The following is a 17,647-nucleotide window of genomic DNA, read 5'->3' as shown; positions in this document are numbered from 1 at the left end:
TTATTGGTATCTTTATAAAGAATGGACACCTTTAAACAAAAGATAACCAATTTTTGCGCATTTGTCATTATAATTTTTAAGTTTTTTACGATTTCTTAAAACTGATGAAATTGCTCAGGATTTTTATCTGTACAAATGCTCATATATCATATATAATGATGTCGAATTGAATAATGATCAATCTTCGGGGCAGGGTGCAATTCCCTACCGGCGGTGATGAGCATAGTCTCTAAGCCCGCGAGCCTTTTTTGGCAGGATTCGGTGTGATTCCGAAGCCGACAGTATAGTCTGGATGGGAGAAGATGGAGGTTCGTAAACGTTGAAAACATGGTTTTTCACACGTTTATTTGTCTAGCCCAAATTCCCCGCTCCTGTTTTCATGAGCGGTTTTTTTGCGGCTGAAATTGAACAATCCTCTTTTCGAAAGATTTGATCGAAAAGGAGAGAGAATATTGAATCAAAGTAAAGTAAAACGTTTAGTCGTCACCAGTATGCTCAGCAGTATTTCGTTCGTGTTAATTTTATTGGATTTCCCTTTCCCAGGGCTTCCAGCGTATTTGAAAATTGATTTCAGTGATATACCAGCCATTATTGCGATTTTAATTTATGGGCCGGGTGCAGGAATTGCCGTTGAGGCATTAAAAAATGTTCTGCATTATCTCATTCAAGGCAGTATGTCTGGTGTTCCAGTTGGGCAAGTCGCGAACTTCATTGCAGGCACATTATTCATCTTACCAGTTGCCTTTATGTTCAAAAAAATTAAATCAGCAAAAGGGATGGCATGGTCAATGATCATGGGTACATTACTGATGACTGTGATGATGAGCATTTTAAATTACTTCTTATTCCTGCCAGCTTACACATGGTTTTTAAACGCACCTGAACTATCTGATCATGCGCTCAAGACGACCATTACAGCAGGGATCTTACCTTTTAACTTTATTAAAGGAATGATCATTACCATCGTGTTTAGCTTCATTTTTGTGAAAATGCGTCCATGGTTTGAAAATAAACGCCGACTTCAAAATAGTTAATATAAAAAAAGCCCCTGCATAAGGGGCTTTTATACTATTCATGCTTAAGTGGGTCACCCTCGAAAGATTCGTCCGCAACTTTGATTGAGTCAGTTGGACATCCTTCAAATGCATCAAGCATATCTTCTTCAAGTACTTCTGGAACTTCTACAGTCCCTTGGTTGTCGTCAAGCGTAACAAATGCAATGCCTTCATCATCATAATCATAAATGTCTGGAGCAGCTGCACCGCATGCGCCGCAAGCAATACATGTGTCTTTGTCTACAATTGTATATTTTGCCATGTTAAAAAATACCTCCCAGATAGTTCGATGGAACACATGGTTTAACCTTTTTAGTTTCACCGATAAAAAACAATTTCCTCAAACCTTATTGTAATGATTTTAAATTCACATTTCAACTGTAAAGTGATTGAGAATGCTTATCACATAAGGGTTTGTTCATAACTTTCCCCCATAAATTGAGTTTAAACATTTCTTCTTGTATGAAATCTGTTAAAATAAAGGGAGAAAATATTCGAATTTTGTCAGGAAGACAGGTGCTTTGATGAATGACTCTTCATTATTTGGATGTCATGTTAATGGACAGCGTATATAAATTGAACGGCGAACGCTCCATTAGTGCTGTCTACCATCTTTTTAAAGGAAAAAAATCATCACAAACCATACAGGATGCCAGCTTGTTTGAGCTTTCCAGGTACTTCGGCTGTTACCCGGGGTTTACGAGGGATCAGCTGAATCGTTCTGCTTTAAAGCTTGAAGAGAAGCACTACATTAGAAAAAACGATGAGACATTCAGCATCACTGAAGCAGGGCAGCGAATGCTAAACCAGCATTTTTCTGAAAAACCGATGCCCGCTTATTTTCATGGTGCCAAATATCACGATAAAGCAAAGATGCTATGGATGAGGCTCTCTTTACTTGTACAAGTGCTTTCTCACTATATGGCTGGATCGCATCAATATGTTCCAATACAAAGAGATGTCTCGGTTCAAAGCTGGACGAAATCTTTCTTGAAACAGCATCAGCAGAAAAGCAAGCTTTCAGAAGATCTGCATCATGAACTAGAAAAGCTCCTTGTTTGTTTAAGCGATCAAGAGGCACTGATTTTTGTTTATTCATTGACCTCAAATGAACGAATCGGGCGTACGTATCAGCAAATGGCGGAGTGGATGAAAGAAGATGTGTGGTATGTGTACCTGCTTTTTTGGAATGTACTCCATTATTTTATTCAATCTGCCCAAAAAGGTGAGGCACCGATTTTGCAGCAGCTCGTAGGTGACCTTGAATTCAAACGCGTGTTAACAACTTCTACCCATAAAACACTTGAGCTTGTCCAAAAAGGATTTGATATTGAACAGATTGCTCACATTCGTTCACTAAAAAAGGCAACGATCGAAGATCATATCGTGGAGCTGTCGATACATGAGCCAAGCTTTTCAATAGATCCGTATGTGAGTATAGAAGAGCAGCGCGCGATCCTTACTGTAGCCAGGGAGCTTCAAACAAATAAAATGAAGCTGATTAAAGAAAAACTCGAGCATCCATTTACTTATTTTCAAATACGATTGGCACTGACAAGGATGGTGAAAGCAAATGGATAAGCTTCATCAGACGCTCATGCGATACTTTGGCCACGACACATTTAAAGTGGGTCAAGAGGACATTATTCAAAGTGTACTGCATCAAAAAGATACGGTTGCCATGCTGCCTACTGGCGGAGGGAAGTCACTTTGCTATCAAATTCCCGGTTATATGACAGAAGGATTAGTTCTGATTATTTCGCCTCTTTTATCGCTTATGGAGGATCAAGTCGAACGAATGAAAATGCGCGGAGAAAAACGAGTGGCGGCGCTTAACAGCACATTGTCTTTTCAGGAGAGACGACATATCATTCGGCATTTGCCATCATATAAATTTTTATTCGTCGCACCTGAGGCATTAATGTCAGAAGTGCTGCTAGAACAGCTCAAGTCGATGCATATTGGTCTGTTTGTCGTCGATGAAGCGCATTGTATATCAGAATGGGGGCATGATTTCCGTCCTGAATATTCAAAGCTGGGAGAATGGAGAGAAGCGTTAGGTCATCCTGTTGCTTTAGCTCTTACAGCTACAGCAACGAAACAAACGCTAAAAGATACAGTGCAAACGCTAAGATTACAGCATCCTGACTTTCATATTCATTCCGTCAACCGCCCGAACATTGCCTTCGTCAAAGAAGCGCACGAATCGAAAGAAGCAAAAGAGAAACGGGCCATTGAGCTTGCGGACTTCCTGCAAGGACCAGGTCTTATTTATTGCCCGACCCGGCAAATGACAGAAGAGCTTGCACTCTGGATGAAACAAAAAACCAATCAGCGTGTTGAGTTTTATCATGGCGGAATGGATGCAGGAGACCGTATGCTCATTCAGCAGCAATTTATCAGCGGTCAGCTTGATCTCATTTGCTGCACGAGTGCTTTTGGCATGGGAATTGATAAAGCGGATATCCGATTTGTCATTCATATGAGCCCGCCGCAATCGATTGAAGCATTTATGCAAGAGATTGGAAGAGCGGGAAGGGACGGGAAAAACAGTGTGAGCATTCTTTTATATACAGAAGAGGATGCAGATATTCAGCAACACTTGATCCAAGCAGAAGGATTTGACGATCCAGAAATTGATTTCTACTTAGCACAGCTCACACAAATGCAGACAAATGATGAAAAAAAATTACGTGAACGATTAATGGAAACAGGGCTTCAGGAGACCCGTGCAAGAATGCTGACGCATTATTACATGATGCATGAGTCCGAACAGCGCCCGGCAATCCTCATGAATCTAAAAGAAAAATTGCAGGACAGACAAACAGAAAAGCTGAGAAAAGTGTGGCAATTTAAAGAGCGGATCATGGGTCATGACTGCTTTAGACAATCTCTGTTATCATACTTTCACGAACAGCTTAATCAAACAGAGCACGCGTCCTCTGATCATTGCTGCTCTTCTTGCGGACTTGACCTGTCTGATTATGAAAAAAAAGATCAATCATTGGAGCTGAATGAAATGAAACACTGGAAGACCGTGCTGGATCGTATGTTTCATCTGACAAAAGAGGCGCAGCATTGATTGAACAACATCGTCGAATCATTGAAAAATTAACCGATCGACAAGTCGTAGAACAGCTGTATTTCACGCAGCTCCTCATGCTTATCGTTTCTTTTTTACTAGGCATATTTATGTTCGATCAATGGACGGATTTTACAGCACTTTGGCAGATTCATGATATGCGCATTCTGACATATGGAATTGGCGGTGCTTTGCTCGTCATCATTGTGGATGCGATTTTCATGAAGGTGTTTCCCGCTCATATGTATGATGATGGCGGTTTAAATGAAAAGATGTTCAAAAACCGAAGCATCCCGCATATTGTTTGGTTAGCACTACTTATCGCCTTTTCAGAGGAAATACTATTTCGCGGAATCGTTCAACAGCAATTTGGGCTGGAGATTGCCAGCATCGTGTTTGCGCTTCTTCACTTTCGCTATTTATCAAAAATACTCTTGTTTATCCTCGTGGTTTCCATTAGTATTTTTTTAGGACTTTTATACGAGTGGACAGAGAATTTATTTGTTCCTGTCATGACTCATTTTGTCATTGACTTAGTCTTTGCTTGTCAAATTCGTTTGAAATATAAGGGGAGGGATGAACATGGAAGAAATGTCGAGAATGCAGAGAAAGAAGGAGCAGCTGACAAACAACCATGACGACGATGTAGAGGAAATTCTTGAAGAAAAAGTACATCCTTCTGATGACTCTCACTTTCCTACACGAGAAGACTTTCATGAATATAAGAAGCAGCGCACGAAAAAAGTGCGCAATCCTTTGTTTACGACATTGGCTATTATCTTTCCTATCATCGTCATCACTGTTTTCTTTCTATTGATCTATTACACATCAAAGGAAATCAACGATAATAACAATCAAGGTGTATACATCGATAAAACCTCAAGTGCTGACACAGACCCAGTTCCGTCAGCACTTGTCGAAACAAAAAATGACGCTAGCGATGATAAAGCGGATGCGTCTGATGAAGAGAAGAAAAAGAAAGATGAAGAAAAAGAAAAGCAGCGATCAAAAGAAAAAGCAGAGCAGAAGAAAAAAGAAAAAGCTGCTAAAGAGAAAGAAGAGCGTGAAAAAGCCGCAGCTGCGAAAAAGCGTGAACAGCAGCAGCTCGCACTGCAAAAACAACAAGAAGAGAAAAAACGAAAAGAAGCCGAAGAGAAAAAGAAGCAGGAAAAAAAGCCGGTTCGTGTCGTACAGCACACTGTGGGCCCAGAGGAAAACCTGTATCGAATCTCGATGAAATATTACAAAAACCGATCGGGTGAAGAGAAAATTAAAGCCTATAATCATTTAAATGGGAACAGTGTATACAGTGGTCAAGTACTCAACATTCCATTGGAAAACTAATTACCTGACATGATCGAATGAAAAAGCACATACATATGTAGAAAAAAGGGACAGGGTGTATGTGATGACATTGCACGTAATCAGCCGCTATATGGATCAGCCGACACAGAAAATGATGGAAACGTTGATCAAAAGAAAGCACAAATATGAGGGCTTTGCTAAGCAGTGCAAAAGATGGCAATGGACAGCCCTATTGTCGCTGGCGATTCTTTTGTTTTATTTTGTAATAACGGCAAATAAGGGAGGCTCTCTTCAGCCGGAAGCGATGATTGCAACACTGCTTGGTCATGAGATCTTTCTATTTTGGATAATGGCTGAGGTGTTTGCTTTTTACGCATCTTATTACTATAAGAAAAAAGAGGAAAAGGCTGAGGATGAATATCATCGGCTTAGATGTGAGATTATACAAAAAAGCACAGACTTATGGCCGCAATCAGACCAGTGGAAAGAGCGTGAAGCGGTTTTTCACTATATGCAGAAGCAATATGACATTAATCTCTATTATGAAAGTAAATAAATGTGTAAAAAGACGTTTTAATAGTTGAAACGTCTTTTTTCATTCAAGCGTCTTATGAACGAAACATATGCAAGGGAGCCATTTATGATGAAATATGCCATCGGATTTACTGCCGCCATTGCGGCTGTTACAACAGGTGTGTGTGTAACGGCAAAAATGGTGAAAACGGCAAAACAAAACAACATCAAAAAGCATTACTTTACAATAGAAGCGCTTCAATCAGATCGACCAGCAGTGATTTTCTTTATTTCTGATACACACCGGCGTCTTATTAGTGACTCATTATTAGCAGAAGTCACACAAGAAGAACCAGATGTCATTATGGTAGGCGGGGACTTAGCAGAAAAAGGTGTACCCTACGCCAGGATTGAAGAAAATGTGAAACGTTTATCAAGAATTGCGCCCGTTTATTTTGTTTGGGGAAATAATGATCATGAGCTGCACCAGCAGAAGTTTAAAGAGATACTTCATGCATATGATGTCACGACTCTGCAAAATGAAACGGCTGTGTGGGATTTCGAAGGCCAGCCAATCAAAGTTGGAGGTATCGATGATATTCGGCTTGAAAAGGCGGATTATGAAGCGATACGGCCTGAGTTTGTGAAAGATGAAGTGAATATTCTCTTATCACACAACCCAGATGTACATCATTTGATGAGTGAAGAAGAGGGAATCGACCTTGTTCTGAGCGGTCATACGCATGGAGGTCAGATCCGAATCGGAAAATTTGGTCCGTATGAAAAAGGAAGAACAGGTCAGGTCAAAGGCGCGTTTTTTCTCATTAGTAATGGCTATGGAACAACAAAGATTCCAATGCGTCTCGGGGCAGAACCAGAAACCCATCTGATCTATTTAATGCCTGTAAAAACGCGATGACTTGCTGCACCCTCAATATTTTCCATAAAAGTCACCGTAAGCATAGCTTCATGCTTGTCTTCCGTCTTGACACAGTGTAAACTGAATACAAAATTAAGAACCTATGACTCATCATCTCATATACTACAGTATGATGTGTGTTTAGAAGAGGCAGGAGGGAACGTTATGCGACTGGAGCGTCTGAATTATAATAAAATCAAAATTTTTCTCACACTAGATGACCTGACAGACCGGGGTCTTACGAAAGAAGACCTTTGGAAAGATTCGTTCAAAGTCCATCAGCTGTTTAAAGACATGATGAACGAGGCGAATCAGGAGCTCGGTTTTGAAGCGAGTGGACCGATTGCTGTTGAAGTATTTTCTCTTCAGGCGCAGGGGATGGTCGTCATTGTCACAAAGAGTCAGCAGGAAGATGCTGATGATGATGAGTTTGATGAAGATTACATTGAGATGCAAGTCAAGCTCGACGAGAGTAATCATGTGCTCTATCAATTTGCCTCGTTTGAAGATGTGATTCAACTGTCCCATAGTTTAAGTCGTATTGGACTTTTAGGGGGTACAGTTTACCATTATGAAGGTCAATATTTTCTCAGCCTAGATGATTTTGAAGAACTGTCAGCTGATACAGTCATTTCCATTTTAGCGGAGTTTGGTTCTCCTACGACATTAACGATTCATCGGCTAAAAGAATATGGAAAAGTGATCATGCAAGATGATGCAGTGAAAACGATTCAAATGTATTTTTAATCACTTTTTTCTATTATATTTAATACTGTTGTGATGAAACAACAGTATTTTTTATATTCTTTTTTATATTTATAAACGCTGATATTTTATTTTGATAAAAAACGTTTTTTACCTTTGCTTTACCAGTACGAAGGTGTATACTATTGCTTGAAAGGGAGCAGTAGATCATGAAAGATTTCTAGGGGGTTTATTTTAATGGCAGCCGATCAAAACGCCGCTCATAACGCAGAAGATAAGCTAGATGTTTTAAAGTCAACTCAAACCGTCATACATAAAGCGCTAGACAAATTAGGGTATCCGCAAGAAGTGTATGAATTGCTGAAGGAGCCAATTCGTCTATTAACGGTCAAAATTCCAGTACGGATGGATGATGGATCAGTGAAAATTTTCACTGGTTACCGCGCACAGCACAATGATGCTGTCGGACCGACAAAAGGCGGCATTCGTTTCCACCCAAACGTTACTGAAAAAGAAGTAAAAGCGCTTTCAATTTGGATGAGTTTAAAATGTGGTATTGTGGATCTTCCTTATGGCGGAGGAAAAGGCGGTATTATCTGTGATCCAAGAGAAATGTCATTTAGAGAGCTTGAAAAACTAAGCCGCGGCTATGTTCGCGCAATCAGTCAAATCGTTGGTCCAACAAAAGATGTACCAGCACCAGATGTGTTTACAAACTCTCAAATTATGGCATGGATGATGGACGAATATTCTAGAATTGATGAATTTAACTCGCCAGGATTTATTACAGGAAAACCAATTGTTCTTGGAGGGTCACACGGACGTGATACTGCAACAGCAAAAGGTGTGACGATCTGCATCAAAGAAGCGGCGAAGAAAAAAGGAATTGACATCAACGGGGCTCGTGTTGTCGTACAGGGATTCGGAAATGCAGGAAGCTACTTGGCTAAATTCATGTATGATGCCGGAGCAAAAATCGTAGGGATTTCAGATGCTTACGGCGGATTATACGATGAAGATGGTCTTGATATTGACTACTTGCTAGACCGGCGCGACAGCTTTGGAACCGTGACTAAATTATTTAACGATACCATTACAAACCAAGAGCTGCTTGAGCTTGATTGTGATATCTTAGTACCTGCAGCCATTGAGAACCAAATCACTGAAGATAACGCGGCAAACATTAAAGCCAAAATTGTCGTAGAAGCAGCAAATGGTCCAACGACACTTGAAGGAACAAAAATTCTTTCAGATCGTGGAGTACTGCTTGTCCCAGACGTACTTGCGAGTGCGGGTGGTGTAACGGTTTCTTACTTTGAATGGGTGCAGAATAACCAAGGGTTCTACTGGACTGAAGAGGAAGTCGAAACTCGTTTAGAAGATATGATGGTGAAATCATTTAATAATATTTATGAAATGGCGCAAAACCGCCGCATCGATATGCGTCTTGCTGCATATATGGTCGGCGTACGTAAAATGGCTGAAGCTTCTCGATTCAGAGGCTGGATTTAAGCGGCTTATTTGCATCGCGCCTTAAAATCTCCTATCCTTAAATAGGAGATTTTTTTATGGAATGGAACAAATCATCAAACAGCTAGCAGTTGTTATTGTATTGAAACGACAGGAGTGGAACAAATGAAACAAGAAAAAGCGATCATAATAGGAGGCGGCCCATGCGGGCTATCAGCTGCCATCGCGTTCAAGCAAATCGGAATTGATGCACTTGTCATTGAAAAGGGGAATGTCGTTAACAGTATTTATCATTACCCAACACATCAAACCTTTTTCAGTACAAGTGAAAAGCTTGAGATTGGTGATGTCGCTTTTATTACTGAAAATCGCAAGCCCGTTCGTATCCAGGCGCTTTCTTATTACCGAGAAGTAGTCAGACGAAAAAGCCTGCGTGTGCATGCCTTTGAAAAAGTAACCGCTGTGACGAAAAAAGATGGCTGTTTTACCGTGAGCACATCAAAAGACGACTATTCATGTGATTATGTCGTGATTGCTACTGGTTACTATGATCATCCAAACTATATGAACGTCAAAGGAGAAGACCTTCCTCATGTGTATCATTATTTTAAAGAAGGACACCCATACTTTGATAAAGATGTGACGGTGATCGGCGGGAAAAACTCAAGTGTCGATGCAGCGCTAGAACTTGTGAAATGCGGAAGCAGAGTCACTGTGCTGTATCGAGGAACTGAATATTCGTCTAGCATCAAACCTTGGATTTTACCAGAGTTTGAAGCGCTTGTGCGGAATGGAACCATCCGAATGGAGTTTGGAGCGCAGGTGAAGGAAATCACAGAAGAAGAGGTGATTTTTACAAACCAGCAAGATCAAACGGAGCGAGTGAAAAGTGATTATGTTTTTGCCATGACAGGCTATCATCCAGATCATTCTTTCTTAGAAAAAATGGGTGTGACAATTGATCAAGAATCAGGCCGTCCAGCATTTGATGAACAGACGATGGAGACAAACGTAGAAGGTATTTTCATTGCAGGAGTCATTGCAGCTGGAAATAATGCCAATGAAATTTTCATTGAAAATGGAAGGTTTCATGGGGGGCTTATTGCAGAAGAAATCAACAAAAGAATGAACGGATAAAAAAAGAACTGGATCCTTCTGAGGGATTCGGTTCTTTTTGATATAAAATGGGATTATATAGAAGAATATTTTCATAAAAATGGGCTCGAGTCATATAAAAAAAGGGTAAATCATGGTACGATAATGAAGGATAATGTAGGGAAAGAGGTCTGGTTATGATCGCAATCATCTCAGCAGGTTTAGCTCCCGGCATCGCACTTTTAAGTTATTTTTATTTGAAAGATCAGTACGACAATGAGCCGGTTCACATGGTCATCAGATCTTTTATGCTAGGCGTTATACTTGTGTTTCCAACCATGTTTATTCAATATGTCCTTCAAGAGGAGCATATTGCAACGAACCCTATCTTGATTTCATTTGTGACGTCAGGTTTTTTAGAAGAATCTTTAAAATGGTTTATTTTAATGGTCAGCGTCTATGCGCATGCCCAGTTTGACGAACACTATGATGGGATTGTATATGGAACAAGTGTCTCACTTGGTTTCGCAACACTTGAAAATATTCTTTACTTGGTCGGGCATGGGGTTGAATATGCGTTCACCCGTGCTTTATTACCCGTCTCAAGTCACGCTTTATTCGGTGTTGTGATGGGGTTTTATATTGGGAAAGCCCGTTTCTCTGCAAAAAAAGAGCAAGTGAAATGGTTGATCCTATCTTTAACGCTCCCAGTACTTTTTCACGGCTTATATGATTTTATTCTTCTTGGCATGAGAAATTGGGGATATATTATGCTGCCATTCATGATTTTTTTATGGTGGTTTGGCCTGCGGAAAGCAAAAAAGGCTCGTTCCGTGAAAATGGTGCAAATTTAATGTGGAAAACGTCCTATCAGTTGATAGGGCGTTTTTTTTGTCTTTTCATCCAATTCACTCCTGTGATGAATGTATAAAAATAGGGATCGGAAGAAATATATATTCAAACATCAAAAGTACAGGAGGATCAAATATGGACAAAGCTCGTTTCATGAAACAAATCGTCCTTATCTTCTCAATCGTTCTACTCGCAGCTTCACTGATGTCAGCTGAAAAAAGTGAAGCCTTCACCAGTCAAGTCATCCAGCGAGGTGCAACAGGAGAAGATGTAGTCGAGCTGCAAGCACGGCTCCAATATAATGGCTTTTACAATGGCAAAATTGATGGTGTATATGGCTGGGGGACGTACTGGGCCGTTCGCAACTTTCAAAGCCAATATGGTGTAAAGAAGGTCGATGGACTTGTAGGTAAACAAACAAAAAGCCTATTAGTTCAAAAGACAAAATACTATAAAGACTTTGTTCAGCAGCAGCTGCAAAAGGGGAATGAGTTTACCCATTATGGCGGGAAACCTCTTGATCAGCAAACAAAAGCTTCTGCGAAAAGAAGCTCACAAAAAAAGACAGCTCAAGGGGCAAAAGAGAATCAAAAAAGTCAAAGCGGAGGAAGCGGGACATCTGGAAAGACTGGGAATCAGTCAGGCAATCAGCAAGCAAACCAAACACCGAAACAAACGGCAGCCAACATGCCAGGTGGTTTTTCTAGTAATGATATTCAGCTCTTATCACAAGCTGTTTATAGCGAAGCAAGAGGCGAGCCGTATGAAGGTCAGGTGGCGATCGCTGCGGTTATCTTAAACCGATTGAACAACCCGACTTTTCCAAATACGATCGCAGGTGTTATTTTTGAACCGCTTGCGTTTACAGCTGTGGCGGATGGTCAATTTTATATGTCGCCAAATGACACTGCTAAAAAGGCTGTGTTTGATGCCATTAACGGCTGGGACCCGTCTGAGAGCGCCGTCTATTACTTTAATCCTGATACAGCAACCAGTCCATGGATTTGGGGAAGACCACAAATTAAACGAATCGGGAAACATATTTTCTGCGAATAAAAAGAGGTGTAAATAAATGATCAGAGGAATATTGATTGCCATTTTAGGAATTGCTGTCATCTCAACAGGTTATTGGGGCTATAAAGAGCATCAAGAAAAAGACGCAGTGCTGCTGCACGCAGAGAACAACTATCAAAGGGCTTTTCACGATTTAACATACCAAGTGGATCAGCTGCACGACAAACTTGGGGCAACGCTTGCGATGAACAGCCAAACGTCGATTTCACCAGCACTTGCAGATGTATGGAGAATGTCATCAGAAGCACATAACAATGTGAGTCAGCTTCCGCTCACATTAATGCCTTTTAACAAAACGGAAGAATTTTTGGCGAATGTCGGAGACTTTAGCTACAAATCATCAGTCAAATCCTTATCAGATGAACCATTAAACAAAAATACGCACAAAACCATTACGTCTTTATATCATCAAGCGGCTGATATCCAAAACGAACTGAGACAAGTACAGCACCTTGTCCTCAATAAAAATTTAAAATGGATGGATGTTGAAATGGCGCTTGCTGATGGCGACCGAAAGAATGATAACACCATCATTGACGGGTTGAAAACAGTCGAGAGAAATGCAGATGCATTTGCGGATGTCAATCTCGGTCCGACAAATGTGTCGACAGAATCAGAAACACGTGGCTACAATCATTTAAAAGGGAAAAAGATCTCAAAGAAAGAAGCGATACGCATTGCCCAGCAATTCGCACCTGATCATAATCAACATTTTAAGGTCAGAAAAAGCGGAAGCAAAACCAATCGAGATGTGTACAGCTTATCGATGTCAGATCCTGATAGTAAAGCGAATTTCTATTTAGACTTGACTGAAAAAGGAGGGCACCCAGTCTACCTTCTTCAAAATCGAGACGTAAAAAAACAGAAAATCAGTTTAAATGATGCATCAGAAAAAGCACTCAGCTTCTTAAAGAAGCAAGGATTTGATGCAGAGTCGTTCCATTTAGATGAAAGCGCGCAATTTGATAATATCGGTGTATTTACCTATGTACCTCTTCAAAAAAATGTACTGCTTTATCCAGATAGTATACGCATGAAGGTCGCATTAGATGATGGTGAGGTGGTTGGATTTTCAGCGAAAGACTATTTAACGAATCATAAAACAAGAGACATAAAAGCACCTAAAATCTCACAAAAAGAAGCGAAGAAAACATTGAATCAGCATGTAAAAATCGAAGATTCTCATGTAGCGATTGTTCAAAATGATATGTCAGAGGAAGTTTTGTGCTATGAGTTCCTCGGAACTATTAAGAACGATACGTACCGAATGTTCATTAATGCGGATACTGGAAAAGAAGAACGAGTAGATAAACTAAAAAACGCAGAACCTATATATAAAGACCTATAGAAAAGGAAGCGAGGAAAAGGCGACTAAGCCTTTTCCTTTTGTTTTATACATGGTTTAATATAGGAGAGGATATGATTTCACAGATGAAAAGAGTGATGAGGAATGTTACAAATAGGGGATGCAATCACAATTGAATACGTCAATGAGAACAAAGAAGTGAAAATTGCAAAATCGAAAGTTTTGGAAAATAATAACGATGATATTTGCATTAATTATCCAGCTGATAAAGAAACGGGCCGCACGATCTATTTAAACCAGCAAACAGAAATCACCGTTTTCTTTTTCGATGAAAATCAAATTCCATACAAATGTACAAGCGAAGTCATCGGAAAGAGGAAAGAAGATATTCCGATGATTGTCATTTCCATTCCGCCAAAAGAAGAAATGATTCGGCTTCAGCGCAGAGAATACCTGAGAGTCGATACAATGGTCAAAGCGGCGATCACGCAAACGGATGAAGAAGCCTTTGACACGTTTATTGTCAATATGAGTGCTGGCGGCTTAGCAATTGCTGTTCCTGAAGGTGTCTCATTGAAAGAATACGGAGAAGTGGTCACAGAGTTTGAACTTCCGCTGAAAGAGCCTGTGAAAATTAAAGCGGTTGCAGAGATGAATCGAGTATATCAAGATGAGCAGACTGGCAAAACAAGAGCGATCATGGAGTTTTCTGAGATTACAAATGACCACCAGCAGCACATTATGAAGTACTGCTTCCAGCAGCAGCTTTTAACACGGGTAAAAAAAGCATAAGAATAAAGGATGTTAAAAGCTTCCATACTAGAGGTGAAAGAATCTAGCGTGGAGGCTTTTTGTATGAAGACAATGGAAAGATGGTTATTGAAAGCGGTGCTCATTCAGCTTGTCTTATTATTAGCCGTTCAGATCACACTTCATTTGACAAAAGGAGAACTCTTTTTGTCAAAAGTCGTGCAATACGAGGGTGTAAATAACATGAGCATTGAAGATTGGATCGAAACGTTTAAGCAGAAGGATTGATAGAAAATTCCCCCGTTTGAGCGGTGATCGTGTTACAATTCATAAGGGAGATTCAATCAAGGAGAGGTATTATGAAAAAGAAATTATCTATCGCAATTGACGGTCCTGCTGCAGCAGGAAAAAGCACTGTGGCAAAAATTGTCGCAGCAAAAAAATCATATATCTATATCGATACAGGTGCCATGTACCGCGCGATTACACTTGCGGCACTTAATCATGGTGTAGACCTTGAGGACGAAACAGCACTTGATGCATTACTAAAAAAAACTGTGATTGATCTGGTCTCAACGGACGAGGGTCAAAAAGTTCATCTAGACAATACCGATGTCACAGAGGATATTCGCACAGACCGCGTGAGCAACCAAGTATCGGTTGTCGCAAAGCACAGAGCTGTTCGGGAAGAAATGGTCCGCAGGCAGCAAGAGCTTGGTCAAAAAGGCGGTGTCGTTATGGACGGAAGAGACATAGGTACGCACGTTCTTCCAGATGCCGAAGTGAAAATTTTCTTGCTTGCATCAGTAGAAGAAAGAGCAAAACGCCGTTTTGAAGAGAATCAGAAAAAAGGCTACGATGTCAATTACGATCAGCTGATCGAAGAGATTGCAAGACGTGACAAACTTGATTCTGAGCGCGAAGTTTCGCCACTTAAGAAAGCGGATGACGCCATTGAAATTGACACAACTTCTCTTTCCATTCAAGAGGTAGCAGGTAAAATTTTAGATGCAGCAGACCGCGTGGAGAAACAGTAAGAAATTTTAGAAAACTTTAATAAGTTAGAGGTTTATCTCTTGACAAACAAGGTCTTTTATTAGAAGTTTATACTAATACTATTTTTATTGATCATTCAAGCAATTATATTGATTTGAATGTTTCTTTAATACATATTCGGCTGGTAATCATCATGCTTAAGACACATATTCGCCCAGTCGTTTTAACTAAGCTGTGTAGGTTTGGACCAAGGAGGTTATCGAAATGACAGAGGAAATGAATCAAATCGATGTTCAGGTACCAGAGGTTGGAGATGTAGTGAAAGGGATTGTTTCTAAAGTTGAGGACAAGCATGTCAATGTAGATATCGTCAATGTGAAACAGCCTGGGATCATCCCAATCAGTGAATTATCAAGTCTTCACGTTGAAAAAGCATCAGATGTCGTGAAAGATGGCGACGAGTTAGAGCTTAAAGTAACAAAAGTCGAAGACGATGCTTTGATTTTATCGAAACGTGCTGTTGATGCAGACCGCGCTTGGGAAGACCTAGAGAAAAAGTTTGAGACAAAAGAAGTATTTGAAGCTGAAGTAAAAGACGTTGTAAAAGGTGGTCTTGTCGTAGATATTGGTGTGCGTGGATTTATTCCTGCATCTCTTGTAGAAGCGCACTATGTAGAGGACTTCTCAGACTACAAAGGTAAAACACTCTCACTTGTCGTGGTCGAACTTGACCGCGAAAAAAATCGTGTGATTCTCTCGCACCGTGCAGTAGTGGAGCAAGAGCAATTAGACAAAAAGCAAGACTTCCTGCAAAAGCTTGAAGTAGGCAGTGTGATTGATGGTAAAGTGCAGCGCCTTACTGATTTTGGTGCATTTGTAGACATTGGCGGCATTGATGGATTGGTTCACATTTCTCAACTATCCCATGCGCATGTTGAAAAGCCATCTGACGTAGTGGAAGAAGGCCAGGAAGTCCAGGTCAAAGTACTTGCTGTTGATCGTGATAACGAACGTATCTCACTATCTATTAAAGAAACATTACCAGGACCTTGGAGCCAGATTGGTGAAAAGGTAAAACAAGGTGATGTGCTTGAAGGAACTGTTCAACGTCTTGTGAGCTTTGGTGCATTTGTTGAAATTCTGCCAGGCGTCGAAGGACTTGTGCATATTTCCCAAATCTCTCATAAACATATCGGTACACCGCAAGAAGTCCTTGAAGAAGGGCAGACTGTGAAAGTGAAAGTGCTTGATGTGAATGAAGATGAAGAGCGCATTTCATTAAGCATCCGTGATTTAGAAGAAAATCCTGAAAAACAAATCGAAGAGAATTATCGTCAATATCAGGCGAAAGAAGAAAACACAAGCGGATTCCAGCTTGGTGACCTGATCGGCGATAAGCTTAATAAATTAAAATAATTTGGTGATCAAAATTGACGAGAGCAGAAAGAAAGAAGCAGCATATTGAACATGCCTTGTCCACTGGACAGCATGCAGCAACAGGTTTAAAAGATGTTTCCTTCGTTCACGTCGGTCTACCAGATCTTGCGACATCACAAATTGATACACATACGACAATTGGCGGACTGACTTTCGGTTCGCCAATTTTTATCAATGCAATGACTGGCGGGGGCGGAAAGTCGACCTATGAGATCAACCGCTCTTTATCGATCGCAGCGAAGGAAACGAATATTCCGGTGGCAGTTGGATCACAAATGGCTGCACTGAAAGATAAAGAAGAAAGACGTACGTATGAAGTTGTTCGAAAAGTCAATCCTGATGGAATTGTGTTTGCGAACTTAGGCAGTGAAGCATCGATTAAGCAAGCGGAGGAAGCAGTCGAGATGCTGGAGGCCAATTTGCTCCAGATTCATTTAAATGTGATCCAAGAGATCGTCATGCCTGAAGGAGACCGTGATTTCAGGGGGGCGCTTGAGCGCATCGCAGCCATCGCTGAATCAGTTGGTGTGCCTGTTGTCGTAAAAGAAGTCGGATTTGGCATGAGCAAGGAAACGGCAAAAAAGTTATTTCATGCTGGAGTTGCGGCCGTTGATGTAGGAGGATTTGGTGGTACGAACTTTTCAAAGATCGAAAATCTTCGCCGCCAAAAAGCGCTTCATTATTTTGACCAGTGGGGGATTCCAACAGCAGCGAGTCTTGCTGAAGTACATACAAGTTTTCCAGATCAAACGGTTTTAGCCTCCGGAGGTATACAAGACGCCCTTGATGTAACAAAATCAATTGCTCTTGGCGCATCCGCTGCTGGTCTAGCTGGCTTTTTCTTAAAATCACTGACTGGCGGAGGGGAGAGCGGCCTCATCGCTGATATCATAGATCTTCAAGAAGATGTGAAGATGATGATGACAGTGCTTGGCGTGAAGACCATTGAAGAACTGAGAAAAACCCAGGTTGTCATTTCCGGGGAAACAAGTCATTGGCTCAAAGAAAGAGGCATCGACACAACGTACTATAGTTTAAGATCAAAGAAGAAAAAGGACTAAAATCAAGTTTAGCCCTTAAACATCTAA

Annotated in this window: 19 protein-coding genes and 1 riboswitch; of the genes, 18 read left to right on the top strand and 1 reads right to left on the bottom strand. The window is 40.7% G+C overall.

The genetic code is table 11. The features are described 5' to 3' along the window. Positions 1-176 precede the first annotated feature (176 nt). Positions 177-308: riboswitch (FMN riboswitch) on the top strand. 144 nt (positions 309-452) lie between these two features. Continuing rightward, positions 453-1,034: a riboflavin transporter FmnP gene (gene fmnP / locus C6Y06_RS09785; RefSeq protein WP_106036831.1), complete on the top strand. Its 582-nt coding sequence runs from the start codon at positions 453-455 to the stop codon at positions 1,032-1,034. Between the two features lie 34 nt (positions 1,035-1,068). Here the strand turns inward: fmnP and C6Y06_RS09780 are convergent, their stop codons facing one another. Next, the gene (locus tag C6Y06_RS09780; protein WP_003215700.1) at positions 1,069-1,317 is read right to left on the bottom strand and encodes a ferredoxin; all 249 of its coding nucleotides are present in this window, start codon (positions 1,315-1,317) and stop codon (positions 1,069-1,071) included. A 266-nt stretch (positions 1,318-1,583) separates the two neighbouring features. On the opposite strand from C6Y06_RS09780, the gene C6Y06_RS09775 reads away from it, so the two are divergent. The 17 genes from C6Y06_RS09775 (at position 1,584) to fni (ending at position 17,620) form a co-directional block, all read left to right on the top strand. Then, the gene (locus C6Y06_RS09775; RefSeq protein WP_060596756.1) at positions 1,584-2,636 is read left to right on the top strand and encodes a YpbB family protein; all 1,053 of its coding nucleotides are present in this window, start codon (positions 1,584-1,586) and stop codon (positions 2,634-2,636) included. Continuing rightward, positions 2,629-4,137, top strand: coding sequence for a RecQ family ATP-dependent DNA helicase (locus C6Y06_RS09770; protein ID WP_060596755.1), 1,509 nt, complete (start codon positions 2,629-2,631; stop codon positions 4,135-4,137). The genes C6Y06_RS09775 and C6Y06_RS09770 overlap by 8 nt, the downstream gene beginning before the upstream one ends. Then, entirely contained in the window at positions 4,134-4,775 is a 642-nt protein-coding gene (locus tag C6Y06_RS09765; RefSeq protein ID WP_060596754.1) for a CPBP family intramembrane glutamic endopeptidase, read from the top strand. The genes C6Y06_RS09770 and C6Y06_RS09765 overlap by 4 nt, the downstream gene beginning before the upstream one ends. Beyond that, on the top strand, positions 4,720-5,481 hold the full coding sequence (locus tag C6Y06_RS09760) for a LysM peptidoglycan-binding domain-containing protein (protein WP_106036830.1): 762 nt from the start codon (positions 4,720-4,722) through the stop codon (positions 5,479-5,481). Before C6Y06_RS09765 ends, C6Y06_RS09760 begins: the two co-directional genes overlap by 56 nt. Before the next feature lie 64 nt (positions 5,482-5,545). Further along, positions 5,546-5,998 carry a DUF2663 family protein gene (locus C6Y06_RS09755; protein ID WP_060596753.1) on the top strand — a complete coding sequence of 151 codons (453 nt, stop codon included), beginning with the start codon at positions 5,546-5,548 and terminating at the stop codon, positions 5,996-5,998. A gap of 87 nt (positions 5,999-6,085) precedes the next feature. Then, entirely contained in the window at positions 6,086-6,874 is a 789-nt protein-coding gene (locus C6Y06_RS09750) for a metallophosphoesterase (protein WP_034661982.1), read from the top strand. A 165-nt stretch (positions 6,875-7,039) separates the two neighbouring features. Continuing rightward, positions 7,040-7,621, top strand: a complete 582-nt coding sequence (locus tag C6Y06_RS09745) for a genetic competence negative regulator (RefSeq protein ID WP_034661102.1) — start codon at positions 7,040-7,042, stop codon at positions 7,619-7,621. A 195-nt stretch (positions 7,622-7,816) separates the two neighbouring features. Further along, positions 7,817-9,091: a Glu/Leu/Phe/Val family dehydrogenase gene (locus tag C6Y06_RS09740; RefSeq protein WP_007500982.1), complete on the top strand. Its 1,275-nt coding sequence runs from the start codon at positions 7,817-7,819 to the stop codon at positions 9,089-9,091. Positions 9,092-9,214: 123 nt separating this feature from the next. Next, positions 9,215-10,186: a YpdA family putative bacillithiol disulfide reductase gene (locus C6Y06_RS09735; RefSeq protein ID WP_034661101.1), complete on the top strand. Its 972-nt coding sequence runs from the start codon at positions 9,215-9,217 to the stop codon at positions 10,184-10,186. Between the two features lie 155 nt (positions 10,187-10,341). Beyond that, a complete protein-coding gene (gene prsW / locus C6Y06_RS09730) occupies positions 10,342-10,998 on the top strand; it encodes a glutamic-type intramembrane protease PrsW (RefSeq protein WP_060596752.1) in 657 nt (218 codons plus the stop codon). Between the two features lie 133 nt (positions 10,999-11,131). After that, positions 11,132-12,052 carry a spore cortex-lytic enzyme gene (gene sleB, locus C6Y06_RS09725; RefSeq protein ID WP_060596751.1) on the top strand — a complete coding sequence of 307 codons (921 nt, stop codon included), beginning with the start codon at positions 11,132-11,134 and terminating at the stop codon, positions 12,050-12,052. Positions 12,053-12,068: 16 nt separating this feature from the next. Continuing rightward, positions 12,069-13,418, top strand: coding sequence for a germination protein YpeB (ypeB, locus tag C6Y06_RS09720; RefSeq protein WP_034661094.1), 1,350 nt, complete (start codon positions 12,069-12,071; stop codon positions 13,416-13,418). Between the two features lie 102 nt (positions 13,419-13,520). Next, positions 13,521-14,168, top strand: coding sequence for a flagellar brake protein (locus C6Y06_RS09715; RefSeq protein WP_060596750.1), 648 nt, complete (start codon positions 13,521-13,523; stop codon positions 14,166-14,168). A gap of 63 nt (positions 14,169-14,231) precedes the next feature. Continuing rightward, complete coding sequence (locus C6Y06_RS09710) at positions 14,232-14,414, top strand: YpfB family protein (RefSeq protein ID WP_034661090.1); 183 nt, start codon at positions 14,232-14,234, stop codon at positions 14,412-14,414. A gap of 71 nt (positions 14,415-14,485) precedes the next feature. Next, positions 14,486-15,163 (top strand): (d)CMP kinase, encoded by a 678-nt coding sequence (cmk, locus tag C6Y06_RS09705; protein WP_034661088.1) that lies wholly within the window; start codon positions 14,486-14,488, stop codon positions 15,161-15,163. A 223-nt stretch (positions 15,164-15,386) separates the two neighbouring features. Further along, entirely contained in the window at positions 15,387-16,538 is a 1,152-nt protein-coding gene (gene rpsA, locus C6Y06_RS09700) for a 30S ribosomal protein S1 (protein WP_034661087.1), read from the top strand. Between the two features lie 14 nt (positions 16,539-16,552). After that, positions 16,553-17,620 (top strand): type 2 isopentenyl-diphosphate Delta-isomerase, encoded by a 1,068-nt coding sequence (fni, locus tag C6Y06_RS09695; protein WP_060596749.1) that lies wholly within the window; start codon positions 16,553-16,555, stop codon positions 17,618-17,620. Positions 17,621-17,647: the final 27 nt, after the last annotated feature.

It is taken from the genome of Bacillus sp. MZGC1, from assembly GCF_002998605.1.
In the GTDB taxonomy this organism is placed as follows: domain Bacteria; phylum Bacillota; class Bacilli; order Bacillales; family Bacillaceae; genus Bacillus.
Note: the sequence above shows the minus strand (reverse complement) of the source record. Positions and strands in the feature narration are given on the sequence as shown.

Excerpts from the sequence above, each read along its gene's own strand:
- C6Y06_RS09735 (WP_034661101.1), top strand. The coding sequence starts at position 9,215 with ATGAAACAAGAAAAAGCGATCATAATAGGAGGCGGCCCATGCGGGCTA.
- C6Y06_RS09740 (WP_007500982.1), top strand. The coding sequence starts at position 7,817 with ATGGCAGCCGATCAAAACGCCGCTCATAACGCAGAAGATAAGCTAGAT.
- C6Y06_RS09760 (WP_106036830.1), top strand. The coding sequence starts at position 4,720 with ATGGAAGAAATGTCGAGAATGCAGAGAAAGAAGGAGCAGCTGACAAAC.
- C6Y06_RS09755 (WP_060596753.1), top strand. The coding sequence starts at position 5,546 with ATGACATTGCACGTAATCAGCCGCTATATGGATCAGCCGACACAGAAA.
- C6Y06_RS09750 (WP_034661982.1), top strand. The coding sequence starts at position 6,086 with ATGAAATATGCCATCGGATTTACTGCCGCCATTGCGGCTGTTACAACA.
- ypeB (WP_034661094.1), top strand. The coding sequence starts at position 12,069 with ATGATCAGAGGAATATTGATTGCCATTTTAGGAATTGCTGTCATCTCA.
- prsW (WP_060596752.1), top strand. The coding sequence starts at position 10,342 with ATGATCGCAATCATCTCAGCAGGTTTAGCTCCCGGCATCGCACTTTTA.
- C6Y06_RS09775 (WP_060596756.1), top strand. The coding sequence starts at position 1,584 with ATGACTCTTCATTATTTGGATGTCATGTTAATGGACAGCGTATATAAA.
- C6Y06_RS09745 (WP_034661102.1), top strand. The coding sequence starts at position 7,040 with ATGCGACTGGAGCGTCTGAATTATAATAAAATCAAAATTTTTCTCACA.
- cmk (WP_034661088.1), top strand. The coding sequence starts at position 14,486 with ATGAAAAAGAAATTATCTATCGCAATTGACGGTCCTGCTGCAGCAGGA.
- C6Y06_RS09780 (WP_003215700.1), bottom strand. The coding sequence starts at position 1,317 with ATGGCAAAATATACAATTGTAGACAAAGACACATGTATTGCTTGCGGC.
- sleB (WP_060596751.1), top strand. The coding sequence starts at position 11,132 with ATGGACAAAGCTCGTTTCATGAAACAAATCGTCCTTATCTTCTCAATC.
- C6Y06_RS09715 (WP_060596750.1), top strand. The coding sequence starts at position 13,521 with ATGTTACAAATAGGGGATGCAATCACAATTGAATACGTCAATGAGAAC.
- C6Y06_RS09770 (WP_060596755.1), top strand. The coding sequence starts at position 2,629 with ATGGATAAGCTTCATCAGACGCTCATGCGATACTTTGGCCACGACACA.
- C6Y06_RS09710 (WP_034661090.1), top strand. The coding sequence starts at position 14,232 with ATGAAGACAATGGAAAGATGGTTATTGAAAGCGGTGCTCATTCAGCTT.
- rpsA (WP_034661087.1), top strand. The coding sequence starts at position 15,387 with ATGACAGAGGAAATGAATCAAATCGATGTTCAGGTACCAGAGGTTGGA.